Below are 16728 nucleotides of genomic sequence, written 5' to 3'. Positions count from 1 at the left end.
AAACCCGTGGACGGACCGCTACTCAACCTTCTCAATCACTGCAAAATACAGCGGCCCAAAACCGCAACGATCTGGCATGTACGCAACACCGAACTCTGTGGCTTCTCCGCCAACACCCAGCTCGGCTGGCAACAACTTTACTTCGCCTTTTTTCTTTTTCAAAAGTTTGCGAATGACGTCGTCATTTTCGGCGGGACTAATTGAACAGGTTGAATACACGATGCGACCGCCCGGCTTCACAGCGAGCAAAGCCGCACTCAATAAAGAGTACTGACGAGTCGCCAGATGTTCCGTGCGACGTGGGCTCCACTCGTCCTGGGCTTTCGGATTTTCTAAAATGTGGCGCTCACCCGAACAGGGAGCATCCAACAACACGCGATCGAAACTGTTCGGCTCTTTCAAACCGAATTGAACGCCGTCTTTACCCGTGACCCACACTCGGTCACGCACGTGTCGTGGCACATATTGTTGAATAACTTTTTTCAAACGCTCTCGACGTTCTGGGGAAAGGTCATTGCAAAAAATCTCGCCCTCTTCCGCGATGGCTTCAATCAGAATCAAACTTTTTCCACCGGGCGCCGCGCACATATCCAGCATGCGGTCACCAGACCTAGCATCCAGAGCGCGAGCCACCATGACACTGGCCGGGTCCATCACATAGGTATCTAACAACTCATCCGCGCGACGCTCGGGATGACTGCCCTCCCTCGCCGGAATCCAAAAGCATCCTGGGAGTTGTTCCTTTGTTTCAAAATTTTTCCAACGAGTTGCAGTGTCATCTTGTTTCCCGAGATTATTGACGCGCGCGACCTGTTGTTCGGAATTTTGTAATGCAGCAAAAAGTGTGGCCCAACGGTCACCATAAACTTTTTGAAAGTGCAGATAAAAAGGATGTGTGGTTTGCATAGAGGATGTTTTATAGGGCATTTTTCCCTATGCGTCATCGGAAAAGTGTCTAAATGACTCCGATTTAGTTAGGCACGCTATTCGCATTAGTGATTGCTGGAACGAAGAAATCGTCATAACGACACCACTAACAAAGGAAAAGTTCATGAATAAATTTATGCTATCCCTGATCGCACTTTGCGCGTTTGCACACACTGCTCACGCTATTGATTTCGATGGTTATCAAGCAGAAGAATCCGCTTACAGCCAAGAAGCCGAAATGAGCCAAGACGAAGCAGCAATGATGTCGGATGACGTTGCAGCTTACGGTCGCGGTGGTGGCCGTGGTGATGGTCGCGGCCCAGGTCGCGGAGGCCCAGGTTGGGGTCGTCCTGGTCACGGTCCCGGTCGTCCCGGCCCTGGTTATCCTCCCGGTCACGGCGGTCCTCGCCCAGGTCCACGCCCTCCAGGTCATGGTGGTCCCGGTCATGGCGGCCCAGGTTACCCTCACCCAGGCCCAGGCTACCCTCCTCCACACCAACCAAGTGTTGAATACGTAACTTGTGAATCCTACGGCAGCCGTTACAACACGTGCTATGTGAATCCCTACGGTATCCGCAGAGTTTACTTGGCAAGACAGCTTTCCAACACTCGTTGCGACGCCAACAGAACTTTCGGTCTTTCTGGAAACTATATCTGGGTTGATCGTGGTTGCCGCGGAGTGTTCGCAGTAGAGCGCTACTAATCTAAATTCTTAATTTCAAAAGACGACGTTCCCCACAATGTTTGTCTTTGTGAATATCCAATCAAGAAAGCCCGGTACTAAACACCGGGCTTTCTTCTTTTATTGCGATACTTGCATTAAACTTCTGTCATCATATTTGCCAAATTACTTCCACTTCATTACTTTAGAATCCATAGCGACTCGGGGTTACCTTTGTGCGGATATGAATTGGGAATGAAAATGTCCCATAATTACAATCAAGATCTTGTAGCATTATCGGTTTTGATTGCGACCGTGGGAGCCTACGTCGCATTAAACATCGTTCTTCGCATCAAAGAATCATTAGGAAAAAACAATCGTCTGTGGTTACTCGCCGGAGCAATCGCAATGGGCTTGGGAATCTGGAGCATGCATTTCGTTGGAATGCTTGCGATGGAAATGCCAGGAATGACCATCGGCTATGACCTTTTCCTTTCTGTTGTTTCATTACTTGTCGCCATCGGTGCCTCTTTAGTTGCGTTCTATATTGTCAGCCGAGTTCGTGTGTCCATTATCGGAGTGGTCTTGGGAGGAATCTCGATGGCCGTCGCGATTTCCGGAATGCACTATATCGGGATGGCTTCGATGGAAATGGCAGCCCGAATTGAGTGGCGTTGGAACCTGGTCGCACTGTCAGTTTTCATTGCAGCGTTTGCCTCCTTTGCAGCCTTGGGAGTCTCGTTACTTTTCAGAACCACCAAAAGAGTGACTCTGTTGCACATCCTCTCAAGTCTGTTGATGGGTGCTGCGGTTTCCGGCATGCACTATGTGGGAATGTTTGCCGCGGAATTCATTCATGAAGAACAACTCCTACCCGCTCACCGAGGCGTCGTTCTTGGAACGCAGACAGTCGCCTATGTCGTGACCGGCACGACGTTCATGATTTTGTTAGTGGCTTTGATCGCCTCGGGTTTCGCGCGAGTTCTGATTCGTCGCTCGAATGAAGCCAAAGACGCCATCAACAGCCGTGACATTCTTTTGAAAGAAGCGCAAGAGATCGCACACCTGGGAAGTTGGGAAAGATCCATCAACGGAACTCAGGTTAGTTTGTCTGAAGAGATGTACAACATTTACGGCCTTGATAAAAACATTCAGGTGACGGCCGAGATGCTTCTGAACTTTACAGACGCTCCCAATCGCGAAAAGATCAGAAAATATCTGGAAGATGCAGTCACGAACAAATCGAAATTTAATTTTGATCATGTGATTCAACTGAATGACGGCACAACCAAGTACGTTCAGACCCGGGGTCAGGTTGCTTTAAATGAGCAAGGCGAAGCCGTAAAGATATTCGGCACTACCCAGGATATTACAGACTTAAAAACCATCGAAAATGAACTCCTGAAAACACAGTTCGAATTAGAATCTCGAGTTCAAGAAAGAACCGCAGACCTTGAACAAGCCCTGATCCGCGAGAAAAAAGCCAAAGAACTGGCAGAGGAAGCGACCAAGGCCAAAACGACTTTCCTGGCGAACATGAGTCACGAAATTCGCACGCCCATGAATGCCATTTTAGGATTTGCAGAGCTGCTCAGTTCCGAAAATTTGACTTCAGAACAAGAAGAATATCTGAATCGCATTCAAGCGAATGGTGAACTTTTACTGCGCATCATTGATGATATTTTAGATTTAACGAAATTCGAAGCAGGCAAAATGCCTATCGAAAAAAGTTTGTTGTCTTATACAGAACTGGTCGATGAGGTCGTCGGTTCGTTGTCTTTACTGGCTCTGAAAAAAGGCATCAAAATCGAAGTCACAAAGGCCAGCGAAATGCCGGCGCACATTTATTCAGATCCAGTGCGTTTACGCCAGATCCTTGTGAACTTAATTGGTAATGCTGTGAAGTTCTCGAATAAGGGGCCTATTAAAATCAGAATCTATTCGCAAAAGCTCGAAGGCAAAACGCTGGTTTCCACAGAGGTTCAGGATTTTGGCATTGGGATTTCCGACGAAGGCCAGCGCCAGATTTTTCAAGCATTCGGTCAAGCCGACACGTCCATTATTCGAAAATTCGGCGGCACGGGCTTGGGCTTGGTTTTATCACGCCACTTTGCTCGCGCATTGGGTGGGAACTTATCGCTCCTGGAAAGCAAACAAGATGTGGGCAGCACCTTCTTGTTCACTATAACTTCTTCTGATGAAGAACAGGCCAAGGCGCAACAACCAAGCAAAACTCAAACTCCCCCAGCACCTGTTAGCTTGCAAGATTTTGAAGGAAAAACAATCAAGGTGCTGTTGGCAGAGGACTTGAAGGACAATCAGATCCTGATCGGAATCTATCTTCGTTCGAAGCATTTCGTCGTTTCTTATGCGAACGATGGCTTTGAAGCCGTAAAAATGGCTACAGAAAATGATTACGATATCGTTCTTATGGACGTGCAAATGCCAGGCATGGACGGACTTCAAGCAACCCGAACTTTGCGCGCGCAAGGCTACACAAAGCCCATCATCGCATTAACAGCCCACGCTCTTCGCGAGGAAGTTAAAAAGTCGTTAGATGCTGGCTGCAACGCCCATTTAACCAAACCGATCAATCGCCCTGATTTGCTGGCAGCAATAAAAACTTTCGTTCTTACTTAATTGGAAAAGAGCAGATGAATTCGGTGCCTCTGTCCAATTCCGATTTTACGGCAACGGTGCCGCCGTGGCTTTGCATGATGTGTTTAACGATTGCTAAGCCCAAGCCTGTGCCGCCAGCGTCTCTGGTGCGGCCCTTATCGATTCTATAGAAGCGCTCAAACAAGCGATCCAAGTGTTCGGATGGAATTCCTGGACCGTCGTCGATCACGCGTAAGATAATGTATTCTTTAATGTCGCGTTCCCAACGGATTTGCACTGTCTTGTTGTTTGGAATGAACTTCACAGCGTTTGAAACCAAATTACGCAGAACTTGTTCGACTTTGCGGGAGTCTGCTTTAAATGGCGGAACTTCGCCCACCACGCGGATGGCGATGCTTTTCTCGGCAGCAAGGACGGCCATTTCTGAAACGACGTGTTCGGAAATTTGCAGTGGATGAATCAATTCTAATTTCAATTCCGAATTCGATGATTCCATCGATGTTAATGACAGCAGGTCATTCACCAAGTCCATCAAGCGATCGATATTGCGAGAAACAATATTGATGAACTTACCGGCTTGCTCCATTTGACCATTGTTGATGTCTTCTTTCAAAGTATCCACATAACCTTTGATCGAAGTCAGAGGTGTGCGCAACTCGTGAGAAGCGTTGCCGACGAATTCGATACGGATTTGTTCGGCACGTTTTAGTTCGGTGATATCATGGAAAATCCCGACGATACCGTAGACTTCGCGAGTTTTTTCGTTGCGAATCGGATTCACGGATACAGAGAAAAAGCGTGGCTGATTATCAATAAGCGTTGGCAGCTTGACCGTGAAGCGAGTGTTCTTACCCGTTTTTATCGTGCTCGCAAAACCTTCCAGAACATCTGGAGAGCGAATCGCATCTTTCAGACGCAGATTTTCAGTCGAAAGCTGCGGTCCTTTTAAAAACTGTGCCGCGAACTGAGAATTAAAGTACAAGATTTTTTCGTCAAGACTGACACTGACCAGGCCCTCGGCCACCGAGCTCATAAATGCCTGAGACTCCTCCTGCGCTTGCAGGAAGTTCGCCTTACGACGTTTCATCTTTTTATGGATTTTATCCAAAGCCACTTCCAGCTCTGACAAATCATCGGCGTCGTCATCCAAAAGATCATCGGCATCAGACGCCGAGAAAATCTCGCCATACGCGCGCTTATTGGAAATACGCAAAGCCTTCAGAATAACCTTATGAATGGGACGAACAAAACGGAATGCGATGATCAAAGACACCAACAGACTGAACATGAAAAAGTTCAGCAAAAAGTCCGTGTACACGAAATCAGCCATGCGATGCTGCGAATCCAAAGAGGCCGCAATAACGAAAGCTAAGATGTTAAAAACAACAACTTGAAAGAAGAATAACTTCCAGAAAAGACGTGACGGAAATCGGATGAAACTCTTCATGCCTGTTCCATTTTCACCCGGTAGCCCACGCCACGGATGGTTTCAATGCGATCGCCCCACTCGCCCAGTTTCTTGCGAAGGCCAAAGACATGGGTGTCAATCGTACGACCGACCACACTGATGCCCTCACCCTGAATGTTCTCAATCAGTTTTTCACGAGTCAAAACCACGCCGTGGTTTTGCACCAATGTTCCTAATAGTTTGAACTCTGAGGGAGTCAAATGAAGTGGATCATTTTTATAAGAGATCTCGTAGGTTTTAAAATTCATTTTCAAACCGTGGATACTGATTTCGCTGTCGTCTTTGATGACTTCTTCAGCTTTCGGGCTTGCACGACGAAGCAAAGCTTTTGCTCTTGCGATTAGCACCGAAGGATTGAATGGTTTCGTCAAATAGTCATCCGCGCCGCGCTCAAGACCCATAACGATGTCTTGGGGTTCCGTTTTCGCCGTGACCATAAGAACGGCTGCGTTTGGATTTTTAGCTTTAATACGATCCAGAATGTCGACACCGTGAAGGCCCGGAAGCATCCAGTCCAACACGAATAACTGGTAGTTTTTGGCATTCATTTCAGCGAGGGCTTCTTCGGCAGAGGCACATTCAGTCACGCGATAACCTTGACGTAGCAGATGCAAAGCCATCAGTTCGCGGATCTCTTGTTCGTCCTCAACCACCATCACTTGAATTGAATTATCAGCCAAACTTGCCCCCATGTCGAACGTCTTTACCCGTAAATGCAAAGATCACGTCTTCCGCAATATTGGTCGCGTGGTCACCCAAGCGTTCCAAATTACGTGCGATCAAAATAAAATCCATGCTTGCTTCAACGTCGTCCGGATTGCTTTTCATGTGTTTGATGGCGTCGTTGAAAACTTTATTTTTCAACGTGTCGATTTCATCATCCATCAGCAAAATGTTTTTAGCTTCCACGGCATCACCGCGAACGAAACAATCCAAGGAGCCTTTAACCATGCGGCCTGCGATTTCCGACATTTTCTGAATATCACCGGTTTGCGCCTGAATAGGTTTACGGCCCAAATAATCTTTACCGGAGTATGAGATATTCACAGTTTGATCGCCCATGCGCTCAAGGTCGTTGTTGATTTTCAAAACAGAGATAATCAAACGAAGATCTTTGGCCACCGGGCCTTGCTTTGCCAGGATGTGCATGCAGTGATTGTCCACGCGGATGTGGTCTTCGTTGATGCGCTTTTCAATTTCATGAACCTCTTGAAAAGCATTCACATCACGGGAAAGGAGGGCAGCTGTTACTTGCGAGAGGGCTTTTTCAACATGACCACCCATTACCAGAATCATTTTTTTAAGGTCTTCAAGCTGAGTGTCGATGGCACGTTCCATACGTATTCCCCGTTTGTTGGTTGTATAAAGGTTTTCAGAGTAAAAAACACCGCTTAACACGGCACTAAAAGCAAAACTAACACAATCTTAACAGATTCCCGAGCTGCCCGCCCCTCTAGAACAGGACTTGGGCGGCTAGTTCTACTTTCGAGGCGTCGCGGATGCCTTTTCCGTAGTTATCAGCATACCATGTGTGATCCACTGCCAAAGCAGTTTTTACATCGTCAGTGACCTGGTAAGCGAAAGACACGATTCCGGTCTGTAGGTTTTTATCCGGCTCCCCTACCGCGGCATCCAAGTAATCATAACGAAGCATCACTTCAGATTTAGGGCCGACACCAAAAATCGTGAAAGCACTGCCCCCGAAGCCATGAACCGCTTGTCCGGCCAAGCTCACCACATCGACTCCGTCAGCCATTTTTCCATCCGTTATCGCACCTGCCGGATCATGGGTATCCAAAAGCTCGATGCCGAATTTGGTTTTGCTGTCTTCCGGTTTATAAAGGAATGAAGCCTGAATGCGCTCTTTAGCTGCAACATCATCACCATATTGCTCGTAAGTCCCGTGAATGTACTGCAATGTGATTGCAAACGGATTCAAACTTGTAAAACGCAGGAACAATGCGCCCTCTTTGTGGGGTCCCGCAGAATCCTGATCGCGCCCTTCGCCATTCACCACAGACAAAGACCACTCCCCCAAATCCGCTGGGAGTTCAGACATAAAGCCCACGCCTAAGTCAGAATAAGTTTCGTATTTCCATTTTTCAGTCAGAGCATATGCGGTTTCACCCAAAAAACGATAATTCATGTCTTCGTATTGCGCTTCCATCCAAGGTTGCGGCACCACGCCCATGCGTAAAGCAGAAACACCTTCAAAAATACTGACCAAGTCTAAGTAGGCTTCACGCGTATTAACCATGAAACTTTCTGAAGTCGGATTGTCGCTGCGCTTTTGTGCGCCTTCGAATGAGACATACAAAAGATTGCCTTCTTTCAAAGGCACACTGAAATTCAATAACAAAGAAGGAACACGGAATTCACTATTACCAGCCTGGCCCGTTGGCAGCAAATAGACCAAGGCATTCAAGTCAGCTTCCCCGGAAATTTCGATATCCGTCAAAGCCCAAGCATGCCCACAAACAAAAATACTCAACAAGGTGATAAAAAATGATTTTTTCATGTCTATGATGCTCGCATTTTTATATACTATTGCCAAAGGAGAACTTTAGCCGTGTCACGTCGAGTTTCAGCCATCGATATCGGGTCCAACGCCATTCGCATGATGGTCGCTGATATCAATGAAACAGCTCCCTTCATCCGGGTGAATAAAAAGCAGCGAGCTCCGGTTCGCCTGGGGCATGATGTATTTACGACGGGAACCATCACTCCGGAAACCATGGAGATAGCTAAAGCCACCTTTCGTCGTTTTGCGGAAACCAACGAAAAGCTGAAAGTGGAAAAGTGCCGAGCGGTCGCAACCAGTGCCTGCCGCGAAGCTAAAAACAAAAAAGAGTTCCTGGAAACCATTAAGAAAGTTTCCGGTATCGATATCGAGATCATCGATGGCACCGAAGAAGGCCGCCTGATCCATCTTGCCGTCCGCAAAGAAGTTCAACTGGATAACAAAAAAACCATGCTAATCGATATCGGTGGTGGCAGTGTTGAGGTGACTTTCTCTAAAGGCGGTAAGCTTTTGGCAACCAAGTCTTTCCCGATGGGAACGGTTCGGGTTTTAGAAAACTTAAGCAAACGCCGCATGAATGAAAGCCATTTAAGTATCATCATGGGCGAGTTTTTGTCTGAGCTGGGACCGCACATTTATCCCAACACCGAAAATGATCCCGTGGATTTTGCGATTGGGACCGGGGGAAACCTGGAGTGCATGGCGGAGCTTAAGGTTCGCTTGCTTAAAAAAACTCCCAATACATTTGTGACACTTGCGGAGCTAGCGGAAATCATCGCCCGCCTAAAAGCGATGTCGATTAAAGACCGCATCGATAAATTAGAACTGCGACCAGACCGCGCCGACGTGATTATGCCTGCCTCCATGCTGGTGGAAACAATCATGCGTCAGGCAGAGGTGGAAAAAATCGTTATTCCTGCCGTCGGTTTACGCGATGGTCTTATTTGGTCGATGGTTTAAAGATTCCAAAATTTAGAACTCAACCTTCCAAAACATCTAATTTTCAATAATCACTCGGCGCGATAGATCTCTTTTCAACGAAATTAACTCTCTTGAATCGGAGATTCCTATGAAACTGGCTATTTTTTCTATCAGTATATTCCTGTCTTTCGTAAGCTTGGCTCAAGCCAAAAACGTTGCTGTCCAAGGCGACGCTGCATGCTCCATTATGGAGGCTCTGTACTCTGCTGGTTTTCCAGTAAAACATATTGATGACGATGAATATGGCACCCACCCAATGACATTGGATGTCTCTAACTTAACTTGCCATTATTCAGCTGCTGACGGGCCCGATGAGTGGATGAATGCTGTTCAGTGCTACACAAAAAACGATCACACTGCTCGTCCAAACTCTTTGGCTTTGGCAAAAGCTTTGGCACCGTTTGCAGCTTTCGAAGGCGCTGCAGGCAGCCGCTATCTTACCGCAAACAAAATCCAGTGCGTGCTTAACTACAATGAACGCGCTTACCAGTGCCACCTTGAAGTTGATGATATTGAATAGGTATTAGAGATATTAGTGCCGTGTCGACAAGTTTATTCAAGGCGCAAGGAGGAAGCTGCACAAGCGTGCAGCGACGACGAAGCAACGCAGAAAAAACTTATCTGGCGCGGTACTAATCAAAAATCTTCGGCGGGATAGAGTACATAAGCTCTGCTCCGCCGGCATTCGCCTGAGCAAAAGATTCCAGCTCTAACGACAGGACGCCGCTTTTTCTAAGATCGATAAAGCTTTCGGCTTTCCCCGTCAGCATGTAACTTGCGAAGACACTTAGATGTGGCTCATGCCCCACGATCATGATTTTTTTGTGATTGCGACCTTGAGTACGAAACCATTTTAACAGTGCTTGCGGTGGACTTTGCGGGACCATTTCTGGAATCTCGATAACCTTTTTTCCGGGATAAAACTGACTTAAGATCTGCGCGGTTTGGGCGGCACGAGTAAACGGACTGGTCACAATCACATCAACGTCTTTGATAAAGTCTTTCATGCGCATGCAAACTTTCTGCATGCGTTTACGTCCCTTCAAAGTGAGGGGACGAAACTGATCTTCCAGACCTTTTTTTGCAAAGTCTTCCCTTTCTTCAGCAAGGGCATGACGGACGATGATGATTTCCATTTTACTCCGAGTGTGAATCCTCGACCAGTTTACCCCTTGTTTTCGCTAATTGCATCAAAGTTTGATGAACTCCGATTTCATCCGCTTTAAAAGGTTTCTTCGTATAACTTCCGTCTGAGTTCATCAACCAGGCTTGACGGTTCTCTTTCAGATAAAATTGCAGGATTTCCCACAACTTTTCTTTAAGACTGCGATCCAATACGGGGACAATCGCTTCCACGCGGGCATGCAAGTTACGATACATCCAATCAGCTGACCCCAAAAAGAAATCCCCATCTACAGGATCTTCTTTTCCATTCCTAAAATAGAACAAACGAGAGTGTTCCAAAAAGCGACCGATCACCGAAATGACTTTGATACGCTCGCTCATACCAGCCACCCCGGGACGAAGGCAGCAAAAACCACGGACGATCATTTCAATGTCCACACCCTTTTGCGAGGCCGAGTATAAAGAAGCACCGATATCGTTTTCTTCAAAGTTATTAAACTTAGCGACGATGTGTGCAGGCTTCCCTGCCTTCGCATGGGCGGCTTCGCGATCAATCAAAGTTCTGAATGTTGAAAGCATATTCACCGGCGCAATCAGCAAATGCTGATAACTGCCTTTCAAGCTAATGCCCGTCAGATAATGGAAAAAATCAACCACGTCATTGGTGATTTCCTCGCGCGCTGTAAGCAAGCCTAAGTCTGTGTAAAATCTGGAGGTGGCCACGTTGTAGTTACCAGTGCCGATATGAACGTAACAACGAAGCCCCTCTTGCTCTTGGCGAACAACCAAGGCCGTTTTCGCGTGAGTTTTTAAACCCACGACACCGTACACGACGTGAACGCCAGCGTTTTCAAGCTCATTGGCCCAATAGATATTTCGTTCTTCATCAAAGCGAGCTTTTAGCTCGACCAGACAAACCACTTGCTTGCCTTGGGCGGCCGCGCGAATCAAAGAGCGAATAAACGGACTGTTATCACCCGTGCGGTACAACGTCATTTTGATCGCTAAGACCTTGGGGTCTTCGCTTGCAATACGAATGAAAGTTTCAACAGAAGCCGAAAAACTTTCAAACGGATTATGAATCAATTGATCGTTGGCTCGGATAGCACTGAAAATTCCGGTGCCTTCTTCGGCAAAGGCCGGAGAAACCACTGGAATGTACGGGTCGAATTTCAATTTAGGCAGCGGCAAATCCGCGATCATGCCGAGGTCGCCGTAATCCAGCTCACCGGGAAGTTCGTAAATGTCTTCCTCGTTGAGCTCAAGCTCTTCCATCAAAAACTTCAGCATCCACGTGTCAGGATTTGGTCCATGCTCAAGACGCACGACCTCAGCAAAACGACGCTGACGAAGTTCTTCTTCAATCGCTTCCAATAAATCTTCCGCATCCTCTTGATCCTGATCTGAATCCGCATTGCGAGTCAGGCGGAAAGCCATGGCGTCAATCACTTGCATGGAAGGAAACAGATCCGACAAGTTTGCCTTGATCACTTCCTGAAGACTGACGAAGCGATTAATGCTTGGATCGACATCGACACGAATCCACTGTGGCAAAACTTTAGGAACTTTGACTCGAGCAAAAAGTTTTTCCTCAGAGTTTGGATGTTTTAAAGTCACGCCCAGGGAAACCGAAAGGTTTGAAATAAATGGAAAAGGATGTCCCGGGTCCACCGAAAGCGGTGTCAGAACCGGAAACACGTTCTTGCTATAGTACTTTTTTACGCTCTCGCGTTCTTTTTCGGAAAGATCTTTCCAGCTGAGCAGGAAAATACCCTCATTTTCCAAAGCTGGCTTCAAAGTTTTAGTAAAGCAGCTGCCTTGATCTTTGATCATGGGTTGAACGACTTCACGAATTTCCTGAAGTTGAGCCATCGGTGTTTTACCATCGGATGACTTTGGGGAAACTCCGTAAGCCACGTGGCGCTTTAAACCGCCGACGCGCTTCATGAAAAACTCGTCCAGATTCGATCCGGAAATACTTAGAAATTTAACTCGCTCTAAAAGTGGATTGCTGCTGTCCTCGGCTTCGGTCAAAACACGGCGATTGAAATTCAACCAACCAATCTCGCGACTGGTGAATAAACTTTCAGATGACAATGGATGCTCGACAACTTTGACCTTGCGAGTGGCAGCTTTTTTCTTAGACGTTCTGGTCGGCGACTTCGCCTTCGGTGTGTTCAAAGAATCCTCCTTGACTCCCTGGAGGTATATTTCACAATAAAGCATTATTTTTGGCAATGTCTTCCTAGAGGAACAACGACGTGCAAAATACTCCGAAAGAATGGCAAGTTCTTAAGCAGATTCGCAATAAGGTCCAGCGTCATAATCCAAACACCGTGGTGCCGTTGGGTGATGATGGATTTGTTTTTAAAAACTTCCCAGGTCTTTCAGTGATTGCACAAGACATGATGGTGGAAGATGTGCATTTCCGCCTGGATTACGCCTCTGCGTTTGATCTGGGACATAAAGCCCTGGCCGTTAACTTAAGTGATCTTGCTGCCATGGGCGCACAACCCCACTTTGCCCAGGTGTCGCTCGCTCTACCGAAAGAAATAACCGAATCCTGGCTTGACGAATTCTATCAGGGTATGACGGCGCTCGCGGATCGCTTCGGAATGGAAATCGCAGGTGGAGATTTGTGTGTATCTCCTCGCGGAGTGATCATTGATGTCAGCGTGCATGGATCTTGCGAAAGACCACTCACCCGACATGGCACTCAACCGGGCGATATTTTATTAGCCAGTGGTCCTTTGGGAATTTCCACGACCGGGTTACGAGCACTTCACGAAGATCGCAGAAATGACTTTCCACAAGCCGTGGAAAAACACCTGCGCCCTATGCCGCGTTTAGATTTACTGCCAGAACTTCGCAAGCACACTGATAAAATTCACGCTTTGATGGATTGCAGTGATGGCTTGGTGAATGACGCTCTGATCTTGGCAAACAAACCCTATAACAATGGCCAAGCAACATCTGCGATTGGCATTCATTTTTTCCCTGATCAATTTCCTTTGGAAGATGAAACAATCCGCATGGCTCATCTGGCAAAAGCTTACGAGTATGCGCTGTGGGGTGGAGAAGATTATGAGCTTTTGATGACTCTTTCTCCGGAACATCGTGGGCTCTTTCCCGAATGGACAGAAGTTGGCCAGTTCACAGAAAGCCCTGGAGTCTTTTTAATTCATGGTGACGCTAAGGAAGAGATCGAGTCTTTTAAGGGCTGGAAGCATTTTTAAGTCGAACAGGTTTCAGGATCATTTTGAGACAGTATTTTTACCGACCTTTCGTTAAGAGACCCTGCTTTTTGTCCGAATAGTTTTACATGACATCACTCGCACGCTACCACGGCAGATCTCCCCGATTCATTCTTCAGACCGAAGATGAAAGTATCGTGCGCGTAGCCGGTCCCAAGCAAGTTCCTTGGGAAGAAGGCACTTCCATTAAAAATGTATCTTTGACGGGTCTTGCGTTTACTGCGCCAGACGATCTGTGCCCGATTTTGGGTGAAGTGATAAAAATTCAATTCACTCCGCCCGGCTCACGCCAGATGGCGTGCTATGGAATTGTCACTCGTCTTGATAGCATTTCGAATGCGACGACTTTGGTGGGAGTGCATTTCTATAAAATGGAAATGACCCAAAGAATTGTTTTGGCTCAAGGTCTTGCCCGCCGCTTTAAAGAAAATCAAGAGCGTGGGCAAATCGATGAGATGCTAAATAAGCAACCCGGCCCGATGAGTTTGCTCCACTTCCCACAGCTGATGATGATGGGCGTGATCGCAGTACTTTGGGGCGCGGTTATTTTCGGTGCCTTGAAATTCCAGTACGAAGATTTGTTTTCGTTCTTTACGCGTTTCTTTTAAAAACGCGTTGATCTTTTAGAAGCTCTCAAACTTTTCTTTCAATCTTTTCGCCGCAAAGTCGATGAACTTTTTCGTTTTCATCGGAACTTCTTTTTGCTCTGGTGAGACCAGGCTCACTGGAATTTCCTGCCCTCTCAAACTGCGATACATGTGAACAAGGCGGCCGGAACGAATGTGTTCTGCCACGATGAATTCCGGCACCATGCAAATGCCTCGCCCTTGAATCGCCATTTGCACAATCATGTTCGGATTGTTTGCGGAAAACACGGGATCCACTTTCATGGTCATCTTCTTGCTGTCAGCCGTTCGCCACAGGTCCAATTTGCTCTGGGAATTTAAAGACAAGAATGGCAGAGTGCTTAGATTTTCCAAATCCTCCGCTTGACGATAGCGTTCTAGGAATCCGGGGCTTGCGACCATGACGCTTTTTAAAGTCGCCACTTTTTTAACGCGTAGATTGCTGTCTTTCAAAATACCGATACGAACGGCCACATCGATGGACTCTTTGACGAGATCCACGTAGGCCTGACTTAAAAGCATTTCAAAACGCACCCGAGGATGCTGTTTTGCAAAGTCAGCCAGAATATCTGGTAGCAGAAGCACACCCAGATCATCCGAAGCCGTCACTCGAAGCCAACCCGAAACATCTGCAACTTCCTCACTTAATTCTGCAGAAAGACTCTCCAGCCCCTCGACCAAACCTCGAGAACGCTCATAATAAGCTCGACCGGCGTCAGTGAGTTGGAACTGCCTCGTCGTGCGATACACCAGCTGGATTCCCAGGTCTCGTTCTAAGGCAGCTAATCTGCGACTGACTCGGGATTTGGGCTGATGTAGCACTTCGGCCGCCTTGGTAAAGCTGCCAGCTTGAACGAGTTTTACGAAAGTGCGGATTTGGTTCAGATCTAATTGTTCCATATATGCAACAGTATATCGTGAATATGTCTCCTACCGCAACACTCCTTTCGGCCCGATACTGATTAAGTGCTAAACACAATAAAAGAGGAGAACCCTATGAAATTAATGACCGCTGCCTTAATTACGTTACTTAGTTCCGCTGCTTTTGCGAAAACCATCCCTGCCGGAACTTATGCAATTGACTCTGCCCATTCAAAAGTTGGCTTTGAAGTTCCCCACTTGGTGATCGCCACTGTCGAAGGCCGTTTCACAAAATTTGACGGCTCCATCACAATCGATCCGAAATTGGAGAAGTCCAAAGCAAATTTGAATATCGATGTGAACAGTGTGGATACTGACAATGCTGATCGTGATGGTCACTTGAAGAGTCCCGACTTTTTCGACGTCGCGAAAAATCCTAAAATGTCTTTCGTCGTTAAAAAAGTTGTCGGAACTGCAGATGACTTGAAACTGATTGGTGATTTGACTTTAAAAGGTAAAACTAAAGAAGTGACTTTGGCAGTGAAATACCTGGGTGACGTAAACGACCCATTCGGTAATCACAAAATCGCATTCACGGCGACTGGTAAAATCAATCGTCAGGACTACGGTTTAAGCTGGAGTAAAGCGGTTGAAGCCGGCCCGGTTGTAGGTGACGAAATCACTCTTACAATCCGTGTTGAGGCCAACAAACCGGTTGAAAAGAAAGGTTAATTTTTATGAAACGCATGCCTGTGATTTTTGCTGCTCATGGTTCCCCAATGAATGCTTTGGCAAAGACTCCGTTCACGGATGCTTTGTCAGCATTGGGTGAAAGCTTGCCGCATCCACAGGCCATCCTTGTGGTATCGGCTCACTGGGAAACCGAAGGAACGAAAGTTCTTTACAATGCGACACCACAAACTATCCATGACTTTTATGGATTTCCGAAAGCCCTGTTCGATGTTCAGTACCCTGCCCGTGGTCCTTTAAGTCTGGCGCAAGCCACACAGAAATTGATTCCCGGTTCAGAACTGAGCGAAAAATGGGGCCTCGATCACGGAACCTGGTCGGTATTGGTACACATGTTTCCGAAAGCGGATATCCCAGTGTTCCAACTAAGCCTTGATGTGAATGCTCCTCCCGAAAAACACATCGAGCTGGGCCGCCACTTGCGTTCGTTACGAGAGCAAGGCGTTCTGATCCTGGGAAGTGGCAACATCGTTCACAACCTGCGCACCATTCAGTGGCGCGATCCCAACGCAAAATTCGATTGGGCGGTAGCGTTCGATGCTGGCATCAAAAAAGCTTTGGATTCAAGGGACGAAAAAACATTGGCCCAGTACATGGAAAAATTCGGCTCCGCTGCGGAACTCTCCGTTCCCTCGCCCGAACACTACTGGCCACTCCTGTACACCTTCGGAGCTTCGGATGAAGAGGATAAAATATCCTATCCGTTTGAGGGCTTCGAAATGGGATCACTCTCTATGCGCACGGTTATGTGGAGCGCGTAAGTCTAAAAACACAAAGGCACAGATTTTCAGTCTGTGCCTTTAAATCATGGAATCATTTGAATTATCTCGAACCCTCAACGCATCCAGTTACCGCAGCGGAGGTAAGATGCTTCAACGCTCACTCCTAAAAAGTAAAAAGCCCGCTCATTTCTGAACAGGCTTATCTTCGCACCT

The 16728-nt window shown here is 47.1% G+C and carries 16 protein-coding genes; 8 read left to right on the top strand and 8 right to left on the bottom strand.

Translation table 11 applies throughout. The features are described 5' to 3' along the window. Positions 1 to 18 precede the first annotated feature (18 nt). The gene (locus tag ACLSU7_RS16580; RefSeq protein ID WP_413293009.1) at positions 19 to 906 is read right to left on the bottom strand and encodes an RsmB/NOP family class I SAM-dependent RNA methyltransferase; all 888 of its coding nucleotides are present in this window, start codon (positions 904 to 906) and stop codon (positions 19 to 21) included. 145 nt (positions 907 to 1051) lie between these two features. Between ACLSU7_RS16580 and ACLSU7_RS16575 the strand changes: the two genes are divergently transcribed. Further along, the gene (locus ACLSU7_RS16575; protein WP_413293008.1) at positions 1052 to 1630 is read left to right on the top strand and encodes a DUF3011 domain-containing protein; all 579 of its coding nucleotides are present in this window, start codon (positions 1052 to 1054) and stop codon (positions 1628 to 1630) included. A 213-nt stretch (positions 1631 to 1843) separates the two neighbouring features. Continuing rightward, positions 1844 to 4228 (top strand): MHYT domain-containing protein, encoded by a 2385-nt coding sequence (locus ACLSU7_RS16570; RefSeq protein WP_413293007.1) that lies wholly within the window; start codon positions 1844 to 1846, stop codon positions 4226 to 4228. On the opposite strand, the gene ACLSU7_RS16565 is transcribed toward ACLSU7_RS16570, so the two are convergent. The 4 genes from ACLSU7_RS16565 to ACLSU7_RS16550 all read right to left on the bottom strand — a co-directional run bounded on the left by ACLSU7_RS16565 (position 4221) and on the right by ACLSU7_RS16550 (position 8193). After that, positions 4221 to 5654, bottom strand: a complete 1434-nt coding sequence (locus ACLSU7_RS16565; RefSeq protein WP_413293006.1) for a sensor histidine kinase — start codon at positions 5652 to 5654, stop codon at positions 4221 to 4223. The two genes, ACLSU7_RS16570 and ACLSU7_RS16565, sit on opposite strands and share 8 nt — an antisense overlap. After that, on the bottom strand, positions 5651 to 6355 hold the full coding sequence (locus ACLSU7_RS16560; RefSeq protein WP_413293005.1) for a response regulator transcription factor: 705 nt from the start codon (positions 6353 to 6355) through the stop codon (positions 5651 to 5653). Before ACLSU7_RS16560 ends, ACLSU7_RS16565 begins: the two co-directional genes overlap by 4 nt. Next, complete coding sequence (gene phoU / locus ACLSU7_RS16555; RefSeq protein WP_142701166.1) at positions 6348 to 7013, bottom strand: phosphate signaling complex protein PhoU; 666 nt, start codon at positions 7011 to 7013, stop codon at positions 6348 to 6350. Before phoU ends, ACLSU7_RS16560 begins: the two co-directional genes overlap by 8 nt. A gap of 115 nt (positions 7014 to 7128) precedes the next feature. Continuing rightward, complete coding sequence (locus ACLSU7_RS16550; protein ID WP_413293004.1) at positions 7129 to 8193, bottom strand: hypothetical protein; 1065 nt, start codon at positions 8191 to 8193, stop codon at positions 7129 to 7131. Positions 8194 to 8244: 51 nt separating this feature from the next. Here ACLSU7_RS16550 and ACLSU7_RS16545 point away from each other — a divergent pair, with 51 nt between their 5' ends. Beyond that, positions 8245 to 9156 (top strand): hypothetical protein, encoded by a 912-nt coding sequence (locus ACLSU7_RS16545; protein WP_413293003.1) that lies wholly within the window; start codon positions 8245 to 8247, stop codon positions 9154 to 9156. A 109-nt stretch (positions 9157 to 9265) separates the two neighbouring features. Continuing rightward, positions 9266 to 9697: a hypothetical protein gene (locus ACLSU7_RS16540; protein WP_413293002.1), complete on the top strand. Its 432-nt coding sequence runs from the start codon at positions 9266 to 9268 to the stop codon at positions 9695 to 9697. Between the two features lie 112 nt (positions 9698 to 9809). On the opposite strand, the gene ACLSU7_RS16535 is transcribed toward ACLSU7_RS16540, so the two are convergent. Next, complete coding sequence (locus tag ACLSU7_RS16535) at positions 9810 to 10313, bottom strand: SixA phosphatase family protein (RefSeq protein WP_181604882.1); 504 nt, start codon at positions 10311 to 10313, stop codon at positions 9810 to 9812. Position 10314: 1 nt separating this feature from the next. Continuing rightward, the gene (gene ppk1 / locus ACLSU7_RS16530) at positions 10315 to 12483 is read right to left on the bottom strand and encodes a polyphosphate kinase 1 (RefSeq protein ID WP_413293001.1); all 2169 of its coding nucleotides are present in this window, start codon (positions 12481 to 12483) and stop codon (positions 10315 to 10317) included. 80 nt (positions 12484 to 12563) lie between these two features. On the opposite strand from ppk1, the gene thiL reads away from it, so the two are divergent. Both thiL and ACLSU7_RS16520 read left to right on the top strand, forming a co-directional pair. Further along, positions 12564 to 13538: a thiamine-phosphate kinase gene (gene thiL / locus ACLSU7_RS16525; RefSeq protein ID WP_413293000.1), complete on the top strand. Its 975-nt coding sequence runs from the start codon at positions 12564 to 12566 to the stop codon at positions 13536 to 13538. A gap of 86 nt (positions 13539 to 13624) precedes the next feature. Beyond that, positions 13625 to 14164 carry a PilZ domain-containing protein gene (locus ACLSU7_RS16520; protein WP_181604885.1) on the top strand — a complete coding sequence of 180 codons (540 nt, stop codon included), beginning with the start codon at positions 13625 to 13627 and terminating at the stop codon, positions 14162 to 14164. A 15-nt stretch (positions 14165 to 14179) separates the two neighbouring features. Here ACLSU7_RS16520 and ACLSU7_RS16515 read toward each other — a convergent pair whose 3' ends face one another. Next, on the bottom strand, positions 14180 to 15082 hold the full coding sequence (locus tag ACLSU7_RS16515) for a LysR family transcriptional regulator (protein WP_413292999.1): 903 nt from the start codon (positions 15080 to 15082) through the stop codon (positions 14180 to 14182). 96 nt (positions 15083 to 15178) lie between these two features. Here ACLSU7_RS16515 and ACLSU7_RS16510 point away from each other — a divergent pair, with 96 nt between their 5' ends. Further along, positions 15179 to 15775, top strand: coding sequence for a YceI family protein (locus ACLSU7_RS16510; protein WP_413292998.1), 597 nt, complete (start codon positions 15179 to 15181; stop codon positions 15773 to 15775). 5 nt (positions 15776 to 15780) lie between these two features. Beyond that, positions 15781 to 16554, top strand: a complete 774-nt coding sequence (ygiD, locus tag ACLSU7_RS16505; RefSeq protein WP_413292997.1) for a 4,5-DOPA dioxygenase extradiol — start codon at positions 15781 to 15783, stop codon at positions 16552 to 16554. Positions 16555 to 16728 lie beyond the last annotated feature (174 nt).

The sequence above is a fragment of the Bdellovibrio sp. HCB185ZH genome (assembly GCF_047302455.1).
GTDB lineage: Bacteria > Bdellovibrionota > Bdellovibrionia > Bdellovibrionales > Bdellovibrionaceae > Bdellovibrio.
Note: the sequence above shows the minus strand (reverse complement) of the source record. Positions and strands in the feature narration are given on the sequence as shown.

Bases quoted from the DNA above. Each gene is read 5' to 3' on its own strand.
- ACLSU7_RS16580 (WP_413293009.1), bottom strand. From the start codon at position 906: ATGCAAACCACACATCCTTTTTATCTGCACTTTCAAAAAGTTTATGGT.
- ACLSU7_RS16575 (WP_413293008.1), top strand. From the start codon at position 1,052: ATGAATAAATTTATGCTATCCCTGATCGCACTTTGCGCGTTTGCACAC.
- ACLSU7_RS16570 (WP_413293007.1), top strand. From the start codon at position 1,844: ATGAAAATGTCCCATAATTACAATCAAGATCTTGTAGCATTATCGGTT.
- ACLSU7_RS16565 (WP_413293006.1), bottom strand. From the start codon at position 5,654: ATGAAGAGTTTCATCCGATTTCCGTCACGTCTTTTCTGGAAGTTATTC.
- phoU (WP_142701166.1), bottom strand. From the start codon at position 7,013: ATGGAACGTGCCATCGACACTCAGCTTGAAGACCTTAAAAAAATGATT.
- ACLSU7_RS16550 (WP_413293004.1), bottom strand. From the start codon at position 8,193: ATGAAAAAATCATTTTTTATCACCTTGTTGAGTATTTTTGTTTGTGGG.
- ACLSU7_RS16540 (WP_413293002.1), top strand. From the start codon at position 9,266: ATGAAACTGGCTATTTTTTCTATCAGTATATTCCTGTCTTTCGTAAGC.
- ACLSU7_RS16535 (WP_181604882.1), bottom strand. From the start codon at position 10,313: ATGGAAATCATCATCGTCCGTCATGCCCTTGCTGAAGAAAGGGAAGAC.
- ACLSU7_RS16520 (WP_181604885.1), top strand. From the start codon at position 13,625: ATGACATCACTCGCACGCTACCACGGCAGATCTCCCCGATTCATTCTT.
- ACLSU7_RS16515 (WP_413292999.1), bottom strand. From the start codon at position 15,082: ATGGAACAATTAGATCTGAACCAAATCCGCACTTTCGTAAAACTCGTT.
- ACLSU7_RS16510 (WP_413292998.1), top strand. From the start codon at position 15,179: ATGAAATTAATGACCGCTGCCTTAATTACGTTACTTAGTTCCGCTGCT.
- ygiD (WP_413292997.1), top strand. From the start codon at position 15,781: ATGAAACGCATGCCTGTGATTTTTGCTGCTCATGGTTCCCCAATGAAT.